This is a genomic window from Rhodococcus sp. ACPA1 (assembly GCF_002300195.1).
Classification (GTDB): domain Bacteria; phylum Actinomycetota; class Actinomycetes; order Mycobacteriales; family Mycobacteriaceae; genus Rhodococcus_F; species Rhodococcus_F opacus.
The window spans coordinates 1-20,248 of record NZ_NSDX01000004.1 but is presented as its reverse complement, the minus strand read 5'-3'; the positions used below and the strand labels follow the sequence as shown (position 1 = coordinate 20,248).

Below are 20,248 nucleotides of genomic sequence, written 5' to 3'. Positions count from 1 at the left end.
CGCGGACGCGCAATCGCACGCACGGGGTCGGAATTCGTTCCGACTTTCCGACGCTTTTCAGTGGCTCTAACCACCCTGTGTGCACCGCGACGCGACCAGTCCCGCTTGGTGCCACAACCTCCAACTGAGAGGAACCAACGACCGATGAGCGACAACGACCGCACGATCAACGTGATCGCGCTCCCACCCGGGTACGAAGCGGAGACCATCCGCAGGGACGGTTCCCGGGGCGCGACGATTCCGATACCCGTCGTGCTGTTGCAGGAGCACTACGACCCCGCGACGGGGCGCACACGCACCGAAGTGTTGCCGGGTGCGTACGACTGGCTCACCGGCGCGTACGTGCCCGCTGAGCGCATCCCCGACGCCGCGACAGGGCGGCCGCTGCACGTTTGCACCCCCACGTTCCGGCCACCTGCTGCACCCGCCCGCGCAACGAAGCGCGACGGCGAACCCACACGATCTACAAGGAGCTGACCATGACAGAGAACACGCACGACTTCACCGACGCCGAACGGCTCGCCGCACACCTAGAGCTGTTCGCTCACGCGGGCACGTCGACGGACGCCACCATCGAAGCACTGAACCGATGGGCAGGCGACCCCGACAACCGTTCGCTGTGGCGGGCAGACCATCACCTGGTGCTGCTGCCCGATGGTGCGATCGAAGCGCGACCGGGGCGCAGTGCGATACGGCATCTGATCGAGAACCCCCGCCGACTTCGGCTGGTGAAGTCATGAGCCACACACCAGCGCAGCGGCACGACCGGCAACAGTTGATGAACGAATGGCTGCGACGAAACCCCGGTACAGGCAGCGTCCCGCAGACGGTGCTCGACGACATCGATGCGATCGTCGACACGCTGGCCGGCAGCGCTCACACTCGGCTACTCGACGAGTGGTTGGCGGCGAACCCCGATGTCGAAGCCGTTCCGCGGGAAGTGCTGCTCGAGGTGCACACTGCCGCCGCAGCCGAGGTCGAAGCGCAACTTGGGTGACACCTACGCCTCTCGAAGGCCCATAACGCGATTTCACTCCTACGCTGGGCATAGAAGTAACGAACTCACAGACAGGAAACATCATGGCTGACAACAACTCTGCTGCACTCGAAGCGATTCTCACCCTGCTCCCCGAACTTTCGGATGACGAAAAGTCCACCATTGCAGGTGAAATCGATGCGCCGCGAGGAAACGACGCAGCAAAGACGCGTAGCAAGTCCGACCCGAAGCAGCTGGCAGCGCTGATCCCCCGCGGAATCGGACGCTGACCCAACACAACGACCGACAGTAGGAGATCGCACCGATGCGAAGCTACCAATCGACCACCCGCCTCGAGTTACGGCATGCACGCGGCATCGTCGACGCGTTCGAAGCGCTCGGGCTGCGGCCGCGGGCACTAAAAGCGGTCAGCGAGAAGATCGCGCACGCCGAGCGGTGCGCCACCGAATCGACCAGCAGGCCGCAGCTGCTCGCCTCCCGCACGGCAGAAATCGCAGCTGAAGTCGCCTACGGTCGCGTGACGTTCGACGACGGGATCGCGCAGGCAATCGAACAGCAGAACCTGGTTCAGATGTCTGCGACCGTGACCGAACTGCTCGACACCGCCGCCACCAAAGCGAACGGGCTCGCGCTCGCCGAGATCCGTGGTGCAGCTGCCGCGTTGCTGGCAGCGCTCGACGACGAAGCGAAACGGCTCGGCGAAACAGGCCGCACCAATGCGTACCTCGTCGAAGACGTACGGAACGCCACGGAAGCGATGCGAAGCGGCGCCGCCGTCGCGGCTGCCTGGTCCGAACTGACAACCGCAGCAACCCGGCTGACCACGGTGCAAGTCCTTGCCGACGACCTCCGCACGTACCGCCTCATCAACACCCCCCGCGACGCTCACCCAGATCGTCTGCACTACGCGCGACCCGACAAACTGCCCGAACCAGGGCAAAGCCCGCGCGAACAGGTGCACAAGTTCATCAGGCTCTGCGCCGCAGAACCCTGCGAGAACCGCGAGGAAATACGCTACGACCCGCCCACAACAGAGGCGCCCCTGCGCATCGGCGAAGTGCTCGAACATCGGAACCACTCGCTCCCCGAAGGTCCCACGAACCCCTTCGCAATGCAGCACTGACTTCCAGAGCCCCGGGGTCGTCCCATCGAGCGCACGGCCATGAGCGCGAAGCTTCGAACAACGACGATGGCCCGTCGTATCGAAGCACCCCGGGGACTCTGGACCCCCATCAACCCCCCGATGCGGAAGGTCGCCCTCATCCGATGCGAGCACCACAACCATGCGGCACAATGGCCGGCTTCTACCGTCACCGCTACTACGGCCAAACCGCCTGCGAAGCCTGCAAGCAAGCGCGGCGTGAATACGACACACAGCGTCGGCGCAAGGGAATGAAGCCCCGACCGCCACTACAACCCTGCGGGACACACGCCGCGTACCTACGTCACTGGAAGGCAGGAGAGCAAGCCTGCGACGCCTGCCTCGCCGCCGAACGCGAACACGCACAGCGACGCGCCGCAGCGAAGCGGCAGCATCCCGAGCCGGTACTGCCATGACGACGACCCCCTGGGGGGGTACCCCCTCACCGCTTCGACGGGCAACCAACCGCCACAACGACCCTTCTCTCCCCAGTAGATTCTGGACACCGGGAGTAAACGCCGTGGGCGCGGTTTCTGGCGATCTTTCCCCCGGGCGCGGCCGTGATGGTGCGGCACCCGACGACGTACCCGGCGTGTTGATCGAGAATTCACCGACAAATCGATCGATCAGCCCATGCGAGCTTGCGAGCTGGCATGGGCGCGAGGCCCCCCGACGCCATCTAAACGAGAACGACGGCCTTGCAGCGTTGCTGCCCTTCCTGCGCGGATTTGTCGTACGCCTCTGGTACTACTGACCACGAGAGTTGCCCGGGTGACGTCCGACCGTGGGCGCGTAGTGCATACTTAGGACAAAGCGACAGGTCAGCAGCTGATTCGAAGGGGAGGTTGAGATGGCAGGTACGGTTGCGGAGATCCGCGATCGCGCTCGTCGCGATGCGGATGCGGTGCTCAGCCTCCATTGGGAAGATAAGCCGATGCCTGTCGATCCGGTAACGATCGCGCGGGACCTGGGGCTGGAGGTGTTCTCAGCTCAGCTGGGTGACGACGTCTTTGGGATGCTCGTCGGTTCGACTGCTGGCGCGGACATCTATCTGGACAAGGATCAGGCGCCTGCACGATTCCGCTTTACCTGCGCGCACGAAATCGGACACTACGTTGATCAGACGTCGAAGCTCAGTCCGGAAGAGGCCTACGTCGACAAGCGCAGCGATGACACTCGCGGGGAGCCTGCCGAGGTCTATGCCAATGAGTTCGCGGGGAGCCTGTTGATGCCTCAGTCCGAGATGGCTGCATGTGTGCAAGCCGGTATGGACGATTTCGCGATGGCGGCACACTTCGATGTCTCGTTGCAGGCGCTTAGGTATCGTCGCACCCTGGTGGCGGTCTAGCGCGCGGTGAGTGAGGCAATTACAGCGACGAGCGAATCTGAGGACGATCCACCGTCGCCGAAAGTGAAGAAGTCCGACGCCCTGCCGATTCCCACTGAGCGCCAACCGATGACGCATGCACCGCGGACGGCTGACGTGGACGGCGATCTCGCGCCTAATCTCGACGCCGGTTCCATGGCGTTGTCCGCGTTCATGAAATTTCACCCGTTCATGGGGTTTTTCTGCTGGATCGCCCACGCGCAGTTCCCTTCGCATCATCGCCCCGAGACCCGGGTGTCGAAGCTTCGGGCGGACAGCAAGTGGTTCTATTGGACGTGCGTGACGTTCGACATGGTGGTCACCATCATTGCAGTGGTCGGTTTGCTGATCGTGGCAGGGACGGTCGCATACAAATCGGTGATCGCCTGACTGCTCGTCCTGCACGGCGCGGGGTCGACCAGTCCTTTGAATCCGTACAGTAGCGGCAACCCCGGTGACGAGATGGCCGTCGCCGAACTCGCCGTACGCGCCTGCGACATCCACACAGCGTGGCGAAGGCGACCGAGTCGTCATCACCACCAGCAGGCGCTTCGAGGCATCGGCATAGCTGTTGCCCTTTGAACCGCTGGCACAGGATGGGGTTCGGGGATGAACCGCACGATGTGCATGTGCCGTCGTCGCGGGTGACTTATGCGCTTGCGCGCTTTCCATTTGATGCGAGCCGGAACCCCCGGGCGCTTTCGGACTCACGATCGCTGATTCGATTTTGCGGTACTCGGCCGGCGGGTCGAAATTTCAGAGATGATCGCCTGCATGGAATTTGATCCGGAAACCAATACCTACACGTCTGACGGGCCGAGAGCGAAAGCCAGCAACCTTGAATCTGAAGTGCGGAGGCTGAAGCAACGCGTCGCCGCACTCGAACAGATCGTTGAAAGTCTGCGGCGACCCTGAGCGGGCAGCCGGCACCGAGAGACGACGGGACTGAAGGCCCGGCTTGGTCTGGACCCCCCAAGGCCTGAGCCCCAATTTCCGCTGACCGTCGTCCGTCCCACGACCTCTAGCCCCCCGTCGCTGTGAGCGTGGGGAGCTGTCGGTTGACCTCCCACCCGATGATCAGTCGGTCGGGAAGCTCCCCCGGCCAGGTCGCGGGGGATTGTCAGCACTGTCAACTGGGCGCGGCTGGTTACCGTCGGGCTCGCGCAGAAAACGACGTCGGGCGGGGTGGCTACGTGACTGCTGCTGTGGCCGCTTCGATCACGGCATCGGGGACGCGGGCGCAGAGGTAGCCGACCGCGCGTGCTTGCTCGTCGTCAGACAGGGACCGCCACGCGTCAAGGGCGCGGTCGGCGGGGGATGCGTGCTCGGGGCAGGCGAAGAGTTGCCCGCGCGGGCCGTGCCCAATGGCGTAGGACTTGGCCACCGTGCGGAGGTCGGTCCCGCATTTGATGCAGGCCCATCCGTCGAGTTGGGCGTCGGTGTGGCCGCTCATGAGACGTACCAACCGAGTGCGATGCACAGGCGCAGGACGGCGATGGTCGCTGCGTACAGCCCAATCAGGGCGACGATGCCGACGAAGGCGAGCAGTAGCTCGAGCCTGTCGGCGGGGGTGGATAGAGATATGATTCGGGAACGGCTCATCGGGAAACGCACTTTCCGTAGAAGCTGAGGCCCTGGACGAGTGTTGGCGCACTCTCTGGGGCCGTTGTCATTTAGACAGTGCAAGTCATACCTTCGTAGTCACCGGCGACAGCATCGTGACGGCGTTGACGAACATCATCGACAAAGCGCTGAACACCGCGGTGTGATGAGTTCTGTCGAGAACCTGCGCCGGTCGGAGGCCGGCGGCGTGACGGTCGAGGCTGCCATCGCAATCGCATCGATCGTGGCGGTGGTCGTGCTGTGTGTCGGCGCGATCACCGCGGCGACACTGCACGTCCGGTGCGTCGACTCGGCCCGCGAGGCAGCGCGGCTCGCTGCCCGTGGAGATCGCGAGTCGGCGATTTCCACGGCGGCGAGAGTGGCACCCGACGGCGCGGACGTGTCGGTCCGGACCGAGGGGGAGTTCGTCGTCGCGACCGTGCGGGCGCGCAGTCCACTCCTTCCGCTGGTGAACATCTCCGCGGAGGCGGTGGCGGCTCTCGAACCCACGGTGCCCGGGTGGAGCGGGGGAGGGCGGTGAGTTCGAGGGTCACCGACGATCGCGGTTCCGCGACCGTGACGGCGTGCTGTGCGCTCGCGGCGCTGGTAGTGGTCACGGCGCTGCTGGTGCATGTCGGCTCGGCGGTGTCGGTGCGGCACCGGGCGCAGTCCGCCGCAGATCTGGCCGCCCTCGCCGCGGCCGTCGGGCTGGACCGCGGCACCGACGCGGCGTGTGCCGCGGCCCGGGAGGTCGCGGGGCGAATGCGCACCGAAGTCGTGTCCTGTGAGGTCGACGGCTGGGACGTCGAGGTCGCGGTCACCGCACCGGTGCTTCTGTCCTCGCTGGGTGTCCGGGATGCCCGCGCCGTGGCGAGGGCAGGTCCCGCCGAGTGATGTCGAATCGAGGAGGCGGGCCGGTGACTCGCATCACGCCAGCGTGTGGGAGGTTTCGGCAATTATGACCAGATTCGGAATAATCACCCGCTCAGGAAGTATTGGACGGCATGGATCCTGTGATGCGAGTCTCACTGATGCGAGCTGGTTTTCATCCACACCACTCCCTTTGGCGAGAGAGGGCATTACATGACCACGGCACCACCGAAGCGGACCGAGGCCGAGACGAAGGCGCGGAGGGCGGGCATCGCCTCGTTCATCGGCACCACGATCGAGTGGTACGACTTCTACATCTACGGCACCGCGTCGGCGCTGGTCTTCGGTCAGGTGTTCTTCTCCGACACCCTGCCGGCGGGCATGGGCACTTTGCTCGCGTTCGTCACCCTGTGGGCCGGGTTCCTCGCCCGCCCGATCGGCGGCATCGTCTTCGGCCATCTCGGCGACAAGATCGGTCGAAAGAACACCCTGGTCATCACACTCATGATGATGGGCACCGCCACCGTCGGAATCGGACTCCTGCCCTCCTACGCGCAGATCGGGATATGGGCGCCCGCCGCGCTGGTGTTCCTCCGGGTCGTTCAGGGTGTGGCAGTGGGCGGTGAATGGGGCGGGGCGGTCCTGATAGCCAGTGAGAACGCACCCAAGGGGAAGGGGATTCTGTACTCGGCGTTCGCCCAGCAGGGGTCGCCCGCCGGAAACCTCCTGGCGACGATGGCGTTCTTCCTGCTCTCCGCCATGCCCACCCCGGCGTTCGTGCTCTACGGCTGGCGCATCCCGTTCCTGATCTCCGCGGCCCTGGTGATCGTCGGCATGATCATCCGTCTCAAACTCGAAGAGTCGGACGCGATGAAGACCGTGCTGAAGCGCAAGAAGACCGTCGCACTGCCGATCGGTGAGGTGCTGCGCAAGCATTGGGTCCTCGTCCTCCTCGGTGCGGGCGCGCTGCCCCTGGCCCAGGTGACGTACTTCAAGAACACCTTCGCGTTGTCCTGGGCCACCAGCGAACTCGGCTACGACCGGGGCGCGTTCCTCGGCGCCATCGCCATCGCCCTCGTGGTCCAGTTCATCGTGCAGCCGTTCGGCGCCGTCCTGGTGTCGCGGATCGACATGCGGAAAGCCATGTGCATCATGGTGATTCCCGAGTTCGTCCTGATGCCGGCAATGTTCTTCGCGATCCGGACCGAGGACTTCGCCATTGCCGTGGTCGCGATGTGCCTCGCGACCATTCCGCACTCGATGTTCTACGGCGCCATCGCCGGAGTGCTCGCGCGTGCCTTCCCCGCCAACATTCGCTACACCGGTCTTTCCGCGGCCTACCAGCTGTGTTCGCTGATCGTCGGCGGCGGCACCCCGGTGCTGGCGCAGTGGATGCTCAACACGTCCGGGAACATCGTCGGTGTTGCATTCGTGTCGGCCGGTTATGCCGCCGTCTCCCTGGTCTGCACTCTGTTGTTGCTGAACCGCACCGGATTCGACGCGCGCCGGTTGTCGACCGCGGAGCAATCCGACGCGGACGAACTGCAGCTCGACATCGATGAGGACGATGCGGTGGACACCGCTCCGAGTGCAGGACAGGCCCGTGCGACGGCCCGCAACTGACCGCGCAGGTCATTCCGGAGTGGGTAATGCCTCCTCGGACAGCCGGAGGACTTCCCGCAACGCGGCGTTGTCGTCGTCCGCTCGCCACGCGATCCGCAGTTGCAGGGTGCTGGGACCGCCGACCAGCGGGAGGAACACGACATCCGGGTTGTTCACGTTCTCGGCCACGGAGGAGACGGTCAACGCGCAGCCGACCTCCGCGGACACCAACGCCATCAGCGCCATCGAGTCCGGGGCGCTCTGCACGATCCGGGGCGTGAAACCGGCGTCGTGGGCCGCCCTCTGCAGGGAGTCACGCAGCGCCGATCCGGGATCGGCGGGCAGCGTCACCCAGGGCTCGGTTGCCAGTTCCTCGATGCGAACGCCGTCCCTGCCTGCGAGCGGGTGGTCGGTGGGCAGGGCCACCACGAAGTCCTCGTTGAGGATGACGCGGGACGCGATGCCCGGCGGGGTGAAGATCCACCGGACCAGACCGATATCGAGGGTTCCGTCGAGGAGCTTGTTCAGCGCTTCGCTGGCGAAAGCGGAACTGTCCAGAACGAATTCGATCCCCGGGTGGGTGTGCCGGACTAGTTTCGCCCACCGCCCGATGAGCAGGTGGGACGAGACTCCGGCGAAGCCGATACGCACCCGGCCGACCTGTCCGCGCCCGGCCGCGGCGACGGCGATCTCCGCGAGCCGGCACGCGTCCAGGATCTCGCGCGCCGGGCCGAGCAGTGCCTCACCGGCGGAGGTCAACCGGACGTTCCGCGTGTTTCTTTCGAAAAGAGTTGCTCCGAGCTGCTTTTCCAGTTGCCGAATCGTTCGGCTCAGCGGCGGCTGGGCCGAGTGCAGGCGCTGTGCGGCGCGGCCGAAGTGCAACTCCTCGGCGACCGCGAGAAAGGCAGTGATCTGAGAAATCTCCACGGGAGAACTATTGCAGTTCCGGCAACAGATTTGTCAACACTATTGAGTCAAACGGCGGTAATCCGGTGGGGAAGGTCCCGAGGCGACCTCCCGTCGTTCCGGAGAAGGGCATGGCGATGAGCAAAGTGGTCAGCATGGCGGAAGCCATAGGAACGTACGTCGAAGACGGCATGACCGTGTGCCTCGAGGGCTTCTCGCATCTCATCTCGTTCGCGGCTGCGCACGAGATCATCCGGCAGCAGCGGCAGAACCTCACGCTGTGCCGGATGACTCCCGACATCGTGTCGGATCAACTCGTGGCCGCCGGTTGTGTCACCAAACTCGTGGCCTCGTTCTTCGCGAGCGGCTCCGCCGGATCCCTGCACGAGTTGCGACGCCGTATCGAGCACCACGATCCGGTGGCCCTCGAGGTCGAGGAGTACAGCCACTACGGAATGGTCTGCCGCTATCAGGCGGGGGCCGCCCGCCTCCCGTTCTTTCCGCTGCGCTCCTACGCCGGAAGCGACCTTCCGCGGCTCAATCCCCGAATTCGACTCGTGGACGATCCCTACGGCGAGGGCACCGTGTACGTCGTGCCTCCGCTGAACCCGGACGTCACCATCGTTCACGCGCAGCGCGCCGACCGTCACGGCAACGTGCAGATCTGGGGTATCTCCGGGGTCCAGCAGGAAGCGGTGTACGCCGCGGGGAAGGCGATCGTGGTCGTCGAGGAGATCGTCGACGACGAGGTCGTCCGCTCCGACCCCAGCCGCACGCTGATCCCTTCCCACGCGGTCGATGCCGTCGTCGTCTGTCCGCGCGGGGCGCATCCTTCCTACGTCCAGGGCTACTACGACCGGGACTGCGCGTTCTACCGGCGCTGGACCGCGATCAGCAAGGACTCCGCACTCCTGCAGGCGTGGCTGAAGGAGTGGATCCACGGCACCGCGAATCACGACGAGTACCTGGACAAACTCGGCGGCGACTACTGGAACGACCTCGCCGTCGAGCCTCGATTCTCCGAACCAGTCGACTACGGGAGCCGGAAATGACCACAGCACCAGTCGGAGCGATCTCGGCGACCGAGGTCATCGTGTCCGTTGCGGCCCGCGAACTCGCCGGGAAGGGGCGCGTCTTCGCCGGCGTCGGACTCCCGACGCTCGCCGTCGATCTGGCCAAGCGGACCAGCAACCCGGACGTCGAACTGATCTATGAATCGGGAGTGTGCGGCGCCCACCCCGCCGCGATGGCCGAGGGCATCGCCGACTCGGTCGTCGTGTCGGGCGCGGAGTCGGTGGTGTCGATGTCGGCGTTGTTCGGTTACGTGCTGCAGGGCGGCAACGTCGACGTCGGATTTCTCGGCGCGGCCCAGATCGACCGCTACGGGAGCCTCAACACCAGCATCATCGGAGACTGGGACAAGCCGACGGTCCGGTTGCCCGGTGCCGGTGGCGCCGTGGAGATCATGCCCAACGCCGGCGAGATCTTCGTGGTGATGCGGCGACACGACCCGAGCGCCTTCCCCGCGGAACTCGACTTCTGCACGTCGCCGAGTCCCGTCCGGGCCCGGGCGGCAGGTGACGGGATCATGCCTCGCGGCCGAGGGGTGACGAAGGTGTTCACGAACCTCGGGGTGCTGTCGCGGCAGGGTCCGTTCGACGAACTCGAGCTGGTCAGCGTGCACGAGGGGGTCACCGTCGACGACGTGCGAGCGCAGACCGGCTGGGAACTGAAGGTCGCGGACGATCTCACGGTCACCGCCCCGCCGACCGGCGAGGAGATTCACCTGCTCCGCGATGTGATCGACAAGGTTCGGCTGTATCTGCGCTGATCGGGGGACCGTCAGCCGAGCGAGGCCAGTACCGCCGTGAGGACCCGGATCGCGCCGTCCTTGTCGAGGGGATCGTTGCCGTTTCCGCACTTCGGCGAGTACACGCAGGACGGGCACCCCGAGGTGCATTCGCACGATTCGATCGCCTCGCGGGTCGCGTCGAGCCAGCGGGTGAGTTCGGCGTGACCTCGGTCGGCGAATCCTGCGCCGCCTGCGTGACCGTCGTAGACGAACACGGTGGGAAGTCCGGTGTCGGCGTGCAACGCGGTCGACACGCCGCCGATGTCGCCTCGATCGCACACCGCGACGAGAGGCAGGAGCCCGATCGCGGCATGTTCGGCGGCGTGGAGCGAACCGGGCACGCGCTCGGCCGGAACGCCAGCCTGCAGCAGAAGTTCCGGGGTGATCGTGTACATCACCGCGCGGGTGGGGAGGGTCTGCCTCGGCATGTCCAGTTCGACCGCGTCGAGAACCTCGCCCGAAGACAGTCGTCGGAGGTATCCGATCACCTGATGGGTCACCTCGACCTCGACGAGCGCGACCTCGACGTCGCCGAACTGCTTCTGCTCGAGAACCGAGGTGACCGTGATCTCGGTGGTCTCGCGGGCCGAGGTCGTCCAGTCGGGGTCCTCGGCGTGCACGAGGGCGAGTCCCTGGTCGAGATCGAGTTCGTCGACGACGTACGACTCACCCTGATGGATGTGGACGGCGCCGGGATGCGCCGTGGCGGGAGCGCGGCCGGTGTCGACGGTTCCGAGCATGCGTCCGGATTCCGACACGACAATTGCCACCTGGGTTCCGATTCCACCCCGGATATCCACTGCGCCATGAGGATTTGTGCCGGCGGTGACGAACCAGCCGTGGGCCCGCCGGCGGATCAGGCCCTGCTCCGCCAGCTTCCCGAGAACGTCGATTGCCCCGAACGCCTCGGCCTCGGCGTCGGACAGTGGTAGTTCCATTGCCGCGCAGAGCAACTGCGGTCCGAGGACGTAGGGATTGCTCGGGTCCGTGACGGTCGCCTCGACGGGCTTGTCGAGCAGCGCGGACGGGTGGTGGACGAGGTAGGTGTCGAGGGGATCGTCACGCGCGACCAGGACTACGAGCGAACCTTCGCCGCGTCGGCCGGACCGGCCTCCCTGTTGCCAGAACGACGCCACCGTGCCGGGGAACCCGGCGACCACGACGGCGTCGAGGCCGGCGATGTCGACGCCGAGTTCCAGCGCATTCGTCGTCGCCGCCCCCAGAAGCGTGCCGTCGGCGAGCGCGGCCTCGAGCTCACGCCGGTCCTCGGCGAGGTACCCGGCTCGATACGACGCCACTCGCGCCGAGAGTTCGGGATCGATCTCCCCGAGTAGGCGTTTGGTCGCCATCGCGGTCAGCTCCGCGCCCCGGCGGGAGCGCACGAAGGTGAGCGTGCGGGCCCCTTCGACCATCAGGTCGGCCATGATGCGCGCGGCCTCCGAACCGGCGGGCCGTCGAACGGGGCTTCCGTTCTCTCCGGTGACCTCCCGCATGAGCGGGGGCTCCCACAGCGCGACCGTCCGGGGGCCGTGTGGTGAACCGTCTTCCACGACCTCGGCGCAGGGCGCTCCGATCAGCCGCGACGCCGCCGCCCCGGGATCCGCCGTGGTAGCGGACGCGAGGACGAATACGGGTTCGGCGCCGTACCGTGCCGCGATGCGCCGGAGCCGCCGCAGCACGAGCGCGACATTCGAGCCGAAGACGCCACGGTAGGAGTGGCATTCGTCGATCACCACGTAGGCCAGATTGCGGAAGAAGTGCGCCCATCGCTGATGGGTCCGGAGGAGGGAGATGTGCAGCATGTCGGGGTTCGTGAAGAGCCACCGCGAGTTCTCCCTTGCCCAGTGCCGCACCTCGAGTGGCGTGTCGCCGTCGAACACGCACGGGCACACACCCCGGAGGTCGTCCCCGGCGTCCAGCACTTCCGAGTCGATGAGCGAGGTCACGGCCCGTAGCTGGTCTGCGCCCAGCGCCTTGGTCGGAGAGAGATAGAGGGCGGTCGCCCGCGGATCCGTTGCCAGAGTGGTGAGTACCGGAAGCTGGTAGGCCAGCGACTTGCCCGAGGCGGTGCCGGTCGACACCACGACGTTCGTCCCGTGACGGGCCAGGTCGGCGGCGGCGGCCTGGTGGGTCCAGGGACGGGGGATCCCGTTCTCCTGCATGGCCCGGACGACGCTCGGGTGCGCCCACGTGGGCCATTCCGACAGTCGAGAAGTCCGGGCCGGCATTTCCGCGGCAAAAGTGAGCGGGTTTTCGTCTCGGGGAACTCCCTCGAGGACTCGGTTGAGCAGCGTTCGGCCGTATGTTTCGCCCGTATTTCCACTGTCGTCACGTGGTGAAAACGGTGTGCTCACTGATGTCTCCGGGCTGTCGTAGGGGACGGGCGAGTAGCTTCCACACCGCCACGACCTGCGCATTTGATGATAACGAGTGCCTCTCCGGGGCTGTCGCCCGGGGTGTCGCGACCCCCTCGTGAATCCGCTGTTTCGTGCCTGTTCGCTACAAGATCAACTTTTTGTGTGAATTGTTCGGATTTCGACTGTTGCGTTCGCGGAGTTCATGGTTGACTACAACTGGTCGCAGCTTCTGTGTTCGTAGGCTTGAAAGAGTGAACGTTCGCAGGATCGATGTTGCGAACGCGGTGCTCTGCTTTTCCTGAGGGGGAAATCTAGAAGTACAGCGGTCGGAACCGGCCCGGCGGACTGTATGTGCTGTCCGCCGAATCCGGTGTTAGAAAGAGAAGGAAAAGCATGGCACAGGGCACTGTGAAGTGGTTCAACGCGGAAAAGGGCTTCGGCTTCATCGCACCCGAAGACGGCTCCGCTGACGTCTTCGTTCACTACTCCGAGATCCAGGGCAGCGGCTTCCGCACCCTCGAGGAGAACCAGCGCGTGGAGTTCGAGGTCGGCCAGGGCACCAAGGGCCCCCAGGCTACCGGCGTTCGCGCAGTCTGATTCTGCCGTTCACATTCGTGAACACGTAAATCAGATAGGCGGGGTCCTCGTGGCCGCGTCTGATTCGTCCCCCATCGCCTGAGGCGGTGGGGGACGAGTCGTTTTCACGGCAACGGTGCCGTGGCATAAGGGGGTACTTCAGTGAGCCAGCTCTCCTTCTTCTCTGCGGAGGCGATGCCGCCGGCAGTCACCGATCTGTGCGGTCTTCTCGCTGCGACGGGTCAGGTGGTCACATCGGCCGGGCGTGCGCGCATCTCGATCGTGGTCGACGCGCAGTGGCGGGCGGAGGCGATTGCGGAGTTGATCGCCCAGGCCGGACTCGAGGTCGAGATCACGCGCAGCGACGAGGGCAGCCCGCTGGTCCGCACCGCATCGGTCGTCGATTTGCGGCCTCTCGCGGACCAGTGGACGAGGGGAGCGGTCAAGGCGGTGCCCTCCGGCTGGGTGCCGTCGGGGCGTCAGCTGAGAGTGTGGGCTCTCGCGTCCGGCAGGAGCGAAGCGGAGGGGGAGCGGTTCGTCCTCGGACTCGATCCGCACGCCCCGGATACCCACGCGCCGTTGGCTCAGGCATTGATGAGAGCGGGCATCGCGCCGACGCTGATCGGTACCCGTGGCTCCGGTCCGGGGCTCCGAATCTCGGGTCGGCGTAGGCTCGGCAGACTCGTCGAGAGCATCGGTGAGGCGCCCGGAAATTTGGACGACCGTACCGGTTGGCCCCACGTGTAGAGCCGCGTAGACGGTACTGATCTGCGAGGATGGGTTCCGGGTATGTCACTCTAGTAATAGACGAACCGGGTATAAAAGGGTTTGTCTGCACAACTGTCGAGTGGCAGCGATCGACTTCAGGAAGGCTCGGGCTACAGGTGGCTAAAGGGGACAACGGCAGTGCACAGGGTGCGGCGGGAGCGTCCGGCCAGCCTCGCCGCCTCGTGATCGTCGAGTCGCCGACCAAGGCCCGCAAGATCGCCCCGTACCTCGGAAAGAACTATGTCGTCGAGGCGTCGGTCGGCCACATTCGCGACCTTCCGCGCGGAGCCGCAGACGTCCCGGCCAAGTACAAGGGTGAGTCGTGGGCGCGGCTCGGCGTCAACGTCGACCATGATTTCGAACCGCTCTACGTGGTCAGTCCGGAGAAGAAGTCCAAGGTCACGGAGCTGAAAAGCCTGCTCAAGGACGCCGACGAACTCTTCCTCGCCACCGACCCCGACCGCGAGGGCGAAGCGATCGCCTGGCACCTCCTCGAGACGCTCAAGCCGAAGATCCCGGTTCGCCGGATGGTCTTCCACGAGATCACCGAGCCGGCCATCCGAGCCGCGGCCGAGGACACCCGCGAACTCGACAACGACCTGGTCGACGCGCAGGAGACCCGCCGCATCCTCGACCGTCTGTACGGCTACGAGGTCAGCCCCGTGCTGTGGAAGAAGGTCATGCCGAGGCTGTCGGCTGGCCGCGTGCAGTCCGTCGCCACCCGCGTCATCGTGCAGCGCGAACGCGAGCGGATGGCCTTCCGCTCGGCGTCCTACTGGGACATCTCCGCCACCCTCGATGCCGGCGCCGAGGCCAGCCCCCGCAGTTTCGGGGCGCGTCTGGTGAGCGTCGACGGCTCCCGGGTGGCCACCGGCCGCGACTTCGGCGCGGACGGCCGGCTGAAGACGAGCACCGTCACGGTTCTGGACGAGGCGCGGGCGCAGCGTCTGGCCGAGTCCCTCGCCGGTGTCGATCTGACCGTCTCCTCCGCGGAGAGCAAGCCGTACACCCGCAAGCCGTACGCGCCGTTCATGACGTCGACGCTGCAGCAGGAGGCGGGCCGCAAGCTCCGGTTCACGTCCGAGCGGACAATGCGCATCGCGCAGCGGCTGTACGAGAACGGCTACATCACCTACATGCGTACCGACTCGACGACGCTGTCGTCGTCGGCGATCGCTGCCGCCCGCGCGCAGGCCACCGAGTTGTACGGCGCCGAGTACGTGCACGACACACCGCGCCAGTACACGCGCAAGGTCAAGAACGCGCAGGAGGCGCACGAGGCCATCCGCCCGGCCGGCGACGTGTTCCAGACCCCTGGTCAGCTGCACTCCCGCCTCGACACAGACGAGTTCCGTCTGTACGAGCTGATCTGGCAGCGGACCGTGGCGTCGCAGATGGCCGACGCGCGGGGCACGACGCTGACCCTGCGGATCACGGGAACCGCGGGCACCGGCGAGGAGTGCACCTTCTCCGCGTCGGGCCGCACCATCACGTTCGCCGGATTCCTGAAGGCCTACGTGGAGAGTGTCGACGAGGAGGCCGGCGGCCAGTCCGACGACGCCGAGTCGCGCCTGCCGGTGCTCGTCGAGGGCCAGGCGGTCACCGCCACCAAGCTCGATCCCGACGGCCACACCACCAACCCGCCCGCCCGTTACACCGAGGCGAGCCTGATCAAGACCCTCGAAGAGCTGGGCATCGGCCGCCCGTCCACCTATTCGTCGATCATCAAGACCATTCTCGATCGCGGATACGTCTACAAGCGCGGCAGCGCGCTGGTCCCGTCCTGGGTGGCGTTCGCGGTCATCGGCCTCCTCGAGATGCACTTCGGGCGGTTGGTCGACTTCGACTTCACCGCCGGGATGGAGGACGACCTCGACGCGATCGCCGGTGGCCGGGAACAGCGCGGCAACTGGCTGAGCAGTTTCTACTTCGGCGGCGATCACGGCGCCGAGGGGTCGGTTGCCCGTGAGGGCGGCCTGAAGAAGATGGTCGGCGTCAACCTCGAGGAGATCGACGCTCGCGAGGTCAACTCGATCAGGCTCTTCGACGACGCCGAGGGCCGGGAAGTGCACGTCCGCGTCGGACGGTTCGGTCCGTACCTCGAGCGTATGGTCCAGAACCCGGACGACCCCGACGGCGACCTCATCTCCCAGCGGGCCAACCTGCCCGACGACCTTCCCCCGGACGAGCTGACTCCGGAGTACGCGGAGAAGCTGTTCTCGACCCCGCAGGAGGGTCGCAAGCTGGGCGTCGACCCGCTGACCGGGCACGAGATCGTCGCGAAGGAGGGCCGCTTCGGCCCTTACGTCACCGAGATCCTTCCCGAGCCGGAACCGGAGCCCGAACCGGCAGTGGTGCCGGTGACCGACGAATCGGGCGACGGGACGACCAAGACGAAGACGGCTGCCAAGAAGGCGCCGGCGAAGAAGGCGGCGAAGAAGGCCACCGGTCCGAAGCCGCGGACGGGTTCGCTGCTCAAGTCGATGGACCTGGCGACGGTGACTCTCGACGACGCCCTCAAGCTGCTGTCGCTGCCGCGCGTGGTGGGTGTCGATCCGGAGTCCAAGGAAGAAATCACCGCGCAGAACGGTCGCTACGGCCCGTATCTGAAGAAGGGGACGGATTCGCGGTCCCTCGCCACCGAGGACCAGATGTTCACGGTGACCCTCGACGAGGCTCTGAAGATCTACGCGGAGCCCAAGCGTCGCGGACGTCAGGCCGCCGCCACCCCGCCGCTGCGTGAGCTGGGTGTCGACTCGGTCAGCGAGAAGCCGATGGTGATCAAGGACGGCCGGTTCGGGCCGTACGTGACCGACGGTGAAACCAACGCCAGCCTCCGCAAGGGCGACGAGGTGGAGTCCATCACCGACGCTCGCGCTTCGGAACTGCTGGCGGATCGGCGTGCCCGCGGTCCCGTCAAGAAGAAGGCCGCCGCGAAGAAGGCGCCCGCCAAGAAGGCTGCAAAGAAGACCGCCGCCAAGAAGGCGCCGGCCAAGAAAGCGGCCTCGAAGAAGGCAGCGGACAAGAAGGCGTGAGCCGGTACCTCGGGCCGGTCGGGTTGTCGCACGTGCCGGTTAGGCTGGCGCGGTGACGGTATTCGACCGGTTGGTGGGCCAGGAGGACGTCGAGGTCGAGCTGACGGCCGCGGCGACTGCCGCCCGTCGTGGAGTCGGTGCGATGGGCTCCTCGATGACGCATTCATGGCTCTTCACTGGCCCACCGGGATCGGGTCGATCGGTGGCGGCGCAGTGTTTCGCCGCCGCACTCCAATGCACCAGCGACGGCGTTCCCGGCTGCGGCGTGTGCCACGCCTGCACCACCGCGATGGCCGGTACCCACGGTGACGTCCGGCAGGTCGTCCCCGAGGGCCTGAGCATCAGCGTCAAGGAAATGCGCGCCATCGTGCAGACGGCGGCCCGCCGGCCGAGCACCGGGCGCTGGCAGATCGTGGTCGTCGAGGACGCGGACCGGCTCACCGAGGGTGCGGCCAACGCTCTCCTGAAAGTGGTGGAGGAGCCGCCGGACCGCACCGTGTTCCTGTTGTGTGCGCCCTCCGTCGACCCGCAGGACATCTCCGTGACGCTGCGGTCGCGCTGCCGGCACGTCCATCTCGTGACCCCGTCGGCCGACTCCATCGCCAAGGTCCTGCGCGAGCGGGACGGCCTGGACCCCGCCGATGCGCAACTGGCGGCCTCGATCAGCGGCGGTCACGTCGGGCGAGCCCGGCGTCTGGCGACGGATCTGAACGCCAAGGTGCGTCGCAAGGACGCTCTGGATCTCGCTGTCGCGGCACTGCGGCCCGCCACCGCGTTCGCCGCGGCGGAGGAACTGGTGCGTTCCGCCGACGCGGAGGCGAAGGAAATGAGCGCGGCCAGGGACGAGCAGGAGACCGAGGAGTTGCGCACGGCTCTGGGGGCGGGCGGCACTGGTAAGGGAGCGGCCGGGGCCCTCCGAGGCTCGGCCGGCGTGCTGAAGGATCTCGAGAAGCGCCAGAAGTCCCGGGCCACTCGCACGGGCCGTGACGCACTCGACCGTGCACTGATCGATCTGGCTGGTCTCTACCGCGACGCGCTCGCCGTCGCATGGAAATCGAACGCGGCCGCGAACCACCCGGACATGGCGGATCGCGCGGCCGACCTCGCCTCGCGAACAACCCCGGAAGGCCTTCTGAAGTGCATCGAAGCCGTCCTCGAGTGCCGAGAGGCGATCACCGTCAACGTCAAGCCGCAGTGGGCTGTCGATGCCATGGTGGCCACTCTCGGCGACGCGTTCAGGGAGCCGTTTTCGCATACTCGGGGTTGAGGCGCTAGACTCGCCACCGCCGAAAGGCACCGCTGCCTTAGCTCAGTCGGTAGAGCATTTCACTCGTAATGAAAAGGTCGAGAGTTCGATTCTCTCAGGCAGCTCAGCGCTTCTCTGGCCCTTCCCGATCAGTCGGGAAGGGCCAGAGTCGTCTCCGGGGCCGGACACCTTCGCCGTGTCGGATATGTACAAGAAATTCGGGATCGTTCACGCGATGCTGGGGCGACTCACTTCTCCGTCCCGGAAGGCACACCATGTCCGCTCGTCAGGCCGCCAGCACGTTCGACGTCAGTGATTTCAGCCCGCGGGACTGGTCTCCGTCCGTCGCCACCGGCGTCACCCCGGCCGACATCGACATGGTGAAGAACTTCTCCGGCGACATCGAGGGCCGGTCGGTCACCAGATTCGTCGGCGGTCTCACCGAGGATCAGAGTGCGGGCGCCTACGCGGCGTGGGAGAGCTTCGAAGGTTCGATCGACGGTATCGCCGGCTCCTTCGCCTTCGTGCACATGCAGGTGCTGTCGGACAGCACAGTCGAGACGATGGCGCTGCACATCGTGCCGAGCAGCGGTACCGGAGGCTTGGCGGGACTTGCCGGTGCGGGTGGGATTCGCGTCGACGAGGACGGCACCCACCGCCTGTGGCTGGACTACTCGCTTCCCGCCTGACTGTCGGCACCGGAGACCGGAAGAATCGTGAACACTGGACACGTGGACACCCAGAGCGGAACTCCGACGACGCCGGCGATCGGTCTGCGCGCACTCGGTGCGCCCGCCGCTGTGGCCGCCGGTGCCGTTGTCGCTGCCGCGATCCTCCACTTCCGGGATCCGCATGAGCCCGGTTCGTACGGCTTCTGTCCGGTCTACGCCCTGACCGGGTGGTGGTGCCCGGCCTGTGGTGGGTTGAGGGCGGTGCACGACCTCACCAACCTCGACATCGGCGCGGCTGTGGCCGGCAATGTTCTGATCGTCCCCTTCATCGCGGTGATGGTCTTCGCCTGGATCGGATGGGCACGTCGCCGTTGGCGAGGACGACGCGATCGCACGATCGTGTTCGGTCCGCGAGTGACAGTCGGTGTGCTCATTTTCCTTGCGGCGTTTACCGTCACCAGGAACACATCTTGGGGAAGCTGGCTCGCGCCGGTCTGACACCTGGTCGCCGCGGGCACGAAACAGAGAGTCGGTTCACAGATGGCAATGCAGGTCTTTTCGTTGATCGCGATCCTGGGCGCGCTGATCGTCCTCATTCCGACCGCGCTGCGAGTCTTCGGCAAGAGCGACAACGTGAAGGCGCCGGACGAGACCGAGGAGTGAGTTCGGTGCACTCTCGACAACCCACCGCCGCGCGGTCATGATTTCGATATGAGCGATTCGCTGAAGGACCGGGTGCGCGAGAAGCTGTTGCGCCAGCTGGCCGAGGACGGGGGGCACCCAGTCCAGGAGGCGGAGGGGGACGATCCACGATTGGTTTCCATCGACTCCGACCTCGCGGCTTTGGAGCAGGCCTCGGACGGTGATGTGGTGATCGAGGAGCTGGCTGCCAAGTACTGGGTACCCTGAATCGGCGGTTTCGCGACGTTGACCTGGCGATTTGGTGTTCTTGTTTCCCTTCGCGTAACTTATTCCAGGTCAGAGCGACACGGACACCGACCCCGGCCGGAAGGCAGGGGACACGAGGTTGGACGAAGGCGCCTGGTAAATCGGAAGTTCACCGTCGTGTACGGTGGTGCTTCCATCCCGGTTAGATTCTGATCAGCGTCTCGGCTTGCGCCGGTGAGGCTGGTAGGATAAGATGGAACGGTTGCCCCGGAGCGGCTGGCGAATGTGCCAGAAGTGATGGTGTGTGCGTGTTCTTTGAGAACTCAACAGTGTGTCGATGAATGTCAGTGCCAAATGTTTTTGGTACTCCG

Annotated in this window: 24 protein-coding genes, 1 tRNA gene and 1 pseudogene; 22 read left to right on the top strand and 4 right to left on the bottom strand. The window is 65.9% G+C overall.

Features of this window, described 5'->3' with window-relative positions; genetic code table 11:
- The first annotated feature begins 144 nt into the window (after nt 1-144).
- From CJ177_RS17970 to CJ177_RS17940, 7 genes are all read left to right on the top strand, one after another.
- On the top strand, nt 145-477 hold the full coding sequence (locus CJ177_RS17970; protein WP_095868264.1) for a hypothetical protein: 333 nt from the start codon (nt 145-147) through the stop codon (nt 475-477).
- Nucleotides 478-479: 2 nt separating this feature from the next.
- A complete protein-coding gene (locus CJ177_RS17965; protein WP_095868263.1) occupies nt 480-740 on the top strand; it encodes a hypothetical protein in 261 nt (86 codons plus the stop codon).
- Nucleotides 737-997, top strand: coding sequence for a hypothetical protein (locus CJ177_RS17960; protein WP_095868262.1), 261 nt, complete (start codon nt 737-739; stop codon nt 995-997). The genes CJ177_RS17965 and CJ177_RS17960 overlap by 4 nt, the downstream gene beginning before the upstream one ends.
- Nucleotides 998-1,080: 83 nt before the next feature.
- Entirely contained in the window at nt 1,081-1,266 is a 186-nt protein-coding gene (locus CJ177_RS17955) for a hypothetical protein (RefSeq protein ID WP_095868261.1), read from the top strand.
- A gap of 35 nt (nt 1,267-1,301) precedes the next feature.
- Nucleotides 1,302-2,120 carry a hypothetical protein gene (locus CJ177_RS17950; protein ID WP_095868260.1) on the top strand — a complete coding sequence of 273 codons (819 nt, stop codon included), beginning with the start codon at nt 1,302-1,304 and terminating at the stop codon, nt 2,118-2,120.
- 868 nt (nt 2,121-2,988) lie between these two features.
- On the top strand, nt 2,989-3,486 hold the full coding sequence (locus tag CJ177_RS17945; RefSeq protein ID WP_095868259.1) for an ImmA/IrrE family metallo-endopeptidase: 498 nt from the start codon (nt 2,989-2,991) through the stop codon (nt 3,484-3,486).
- Between the two features lie 63 nt (nt 3,487-3,549).
- Nucleotides 3,550-3,894, top strand: a complete 345-nt coding sequence (locus CJ177_RS17940; protein WP_095868258.1) for a hypothetical protein — start codon at nt 3,550-3,552, stop codon at nt 3,892-3,894.
- A 799-nt stretch (nt 3,895-4,693) separates the two neighbouring features.
- Here CJ177_RS17940 and CJ177_RS17935 read toward each other — a convergent pair.
- Nucleotides 4,694-4,957, bottom strand: coding sequence for a hypothetical protein (locus CJ177_RS17935; RefSeq protein ID WP_095868257.1), 264 nt, complete (start codon nt 4,955-4,957; stop codon nt 4,694-4,696).
- Entirely contained in the window at nt 4,954-5,106 is a 153-nt protein-coding gene (locus tag CJ177_RS47415; protein ID WP_179443249.1) for a hypothetical protein, read from the bottom strand. The genes CJ177_RS17935 and CJ177_RS47415 overlap by 4 nt, the downstream gene beginning before the upstream one ends.
- A gap of 95 nt (nt 5,107-5,201) precedes the next feature.
- Here CJ177_RS47415 and CJ177_RS48340 point away from each other — a divergent pair.
- The 4 genes and pseudogenes from CJ177_RS48340 to CJ177_RS17920 all read left to right on the top strand — a co-directional run.
- Nucleotides 5,202-5,273, top strand: a pseudogene (locus tag CJ177_RS48340) (DUF4244 domain-containing protein); the annotation flags it as partial.
- Nucleotides 5,273-5,647: a TadE family type IV pilus minor pilin gene (locus CJ177_RS17930; protein WP_005248467.1), complete on the top strand. Its 375-nt coding sequence runs from the start codon at nt 5,273-5,275 to the stop codon at nt 5,645-5,647. The pseudogene CJ177_RS48340 and the gene CJ177_RS17930, both read left to right, overlap by 1 nt.
- The gene (locus tag CJ177_RS17925) at nt 5,644-6,000 is read left to right on the top strand and encodes an Rv3654c family TadE-like protein (RefSeq protein WP_061698198.1); all 357 of its coding nucleotides are present in this window, start codon (nt 5,644-5,646) and stop codon (nt 5,998-6,000) included. Before CJ177_RS17930 ends, CJ177_RS17925 begins: the two co-directional genes overlap by 4 nt.
- A 189-nt stretch (nt 6,001-6,189) precedes the next feature.
- A complete protein-coding gene (locus CJ177_RS17920; RefSeq protein WP_061698199.1) occupies nt 6,190-7,599 on the top strand; it encodes an MFS transporter in 1,410 nt (469 codons plus the stop codon).
- A 9-nt stretch (nt 7,600-7,608) separates the two neighbouring features.
- Here CJ177_RS17920 and CJ177_RS17915 read toward each other — a convergent pair whose 3' ends face one another.
- A complete protein-coding gene (locus tag CJ177_RS17915; RefSeq protein WP_005248464.1) occupies nt 7,609-8,505 on the bottom strand; it encodes a LysR family transcriptional regulator in 897 nt (298 codons plus the stop codon).
- Between the two features lie 110 nt (nt 8,506-8,615).
- Between CJ177_RS17915 and CJ177_RS17910 the strand changes: the two genes are divergently transcribed.
- Nucleotides 8,616-9,536, top strand: a complete 921-nt coding sequence (locus CJ177_RS17910) for a CoA transferase subunit A (protein WP_005248463.1) — start codon at nt 8,616-8,618, stop codon at nt 9,534-9,536.
- Complete coding sequence (locus CJ177_RS17905) at nt 9,533-10,315, top strand: 3-oxoadipate--succinyl-CoA transferase subunit B (protein WP_005248462.1); 783 nt, start codon at nt 9,533-9,535, stop codon at nt 10,313-10,315. The genes CJ177_RS17910 and CJ177_RS17905 overlap by 4 nt, the downstream gene beginning before the upstream one ends.
- An 11-nt stretch (nt 10,316-10,326) precedes the next feature.
- On the opposite strand, the gene CJ177_RS17900 is transcribed toward CJ177_RS17905, so the two are convergent.
- Nucleotides 10,327-12,690, bottom strand: a complete 2,364-nt coding sequence (locus CJ177_RS17900) for a DEAD/DEAH box helicase (RefSeq protein ID WP_005248461.1) — start codon at nt 12,688-12,690, stop codon at nt 10,327-10,329.
- 396 nt (nt 12,691-13,086) lie between these two features.
- Here CJ177_RS17900 and CJ177_RS17895 point away from each other — a divergent pair, with 396 nt between their 5' ends.
- The 9 genes from CJ177_RS17895 (at nt 13,087) to CJ177_RS17860 (ending at nt 19,898) form a co-directional block, all read left to right on the top strand.
- Nucleotides 13,087-13,290, top strand: a complete 204-nt coding sequence (locus tag CJ177_RS17895) for a cold-shock protein (protein ID WP_005248460.1) — start codon at nt 13,087-13,089, stop codon at nt 13,288-13,290.
- A gap of 141 nt (nt 13,291-13,431) precedes the next feature.
- Nucleotides 13,432-14,016 (top strand): hypothetical protein, encoded by a 585-nt coding sequence (locus CJ177_RS17890; protein WP_005248448.1) that lies wholly within the window; start codon nt 13,432-13,434, stop codon nt 14,014-14,016.
- Nucleotides 14,017-14,153: 137 nt separating this feature from the next.
- Nucleotides 14,154-17,072: a type I DNA topoisomerase gene (gene topA, locus CJ177_RS17885; protein ID WP_005248447.1), complete on the top strand. Its 2,919-nt coding sequence runs from the start codon at nt 14,154-14,156 to the stop codon at nt 17,070-17,072.
- 52 nt (nt 17,073-17,124) lie between these two features.
- Nucleotides 17,125-18,339: a DNA polymerase III subunit delta' gene (locus CJ177_RS17880; RefSeq protein WP_095868256.1), complete on the top strand. Its 1,215-nt coding sequence runs from the start codon at nt 17,125-17,127 to the stop codon at nt 18,337-18,339.
- Nucleotides 18,340-18,370: 31 nt separating this feature from the next.
- Nucleotides 18,371-18,443: transfer RNA gene (locus CJ177_RS17875), tRNA-Thr, on the top strand.
- 150 nt (nt 18,444-18,593) lie between these two features.
- Nucleotides 18,594-19,007 (top strand): DUF3224 domain-containing protein, encoded by a 414-nt coding sequence (locus tag CJ177_RS17870; protein WP_005248445.1) that lies wholly within the window; start codon nt 18,594-18,596, stop codon nt 19,005-19,007.
- A 42-nt stretch (nt 19,008-19,049) separates the two neighbouring features.
- Entirely contained in the window at nt 19,050-19,487 is a 438-nt protein-coding gene (locus tag CJ177_RS17865; protein ID WP_025431730.1) for a DUF2752 domain-containing protein, read from the top strand.
- A 42-nt stretch (nt 19,488-19,529) separates the two neighbouring features.
- Complete coding sequence (locus CJ177_RS48335) at nt 19,530-19,652, top strand: hypothetical protein (RefSeq protein WP_005248443.1); 123 nt, start codon at nt 19,530-19,532, stop codon at nt 19,650-19,652.
- A gap of 48 nt (nt 19,653-19,700) precedes the next feature.
- Nucleotides 19,701-19,898: a hypothetical protein gene (locus tag CJ177_RS17860; RefSeq protein WP_005248440.1), complete on the top strand. Its 198-nt coding sequence runs from the start codon at nt 19,701-19,703 to the stop codon at nt 19,896-19,898.
- The last annotated feature ends 350 nt before the right edge of the window (nt 19,899-20,248 follow it).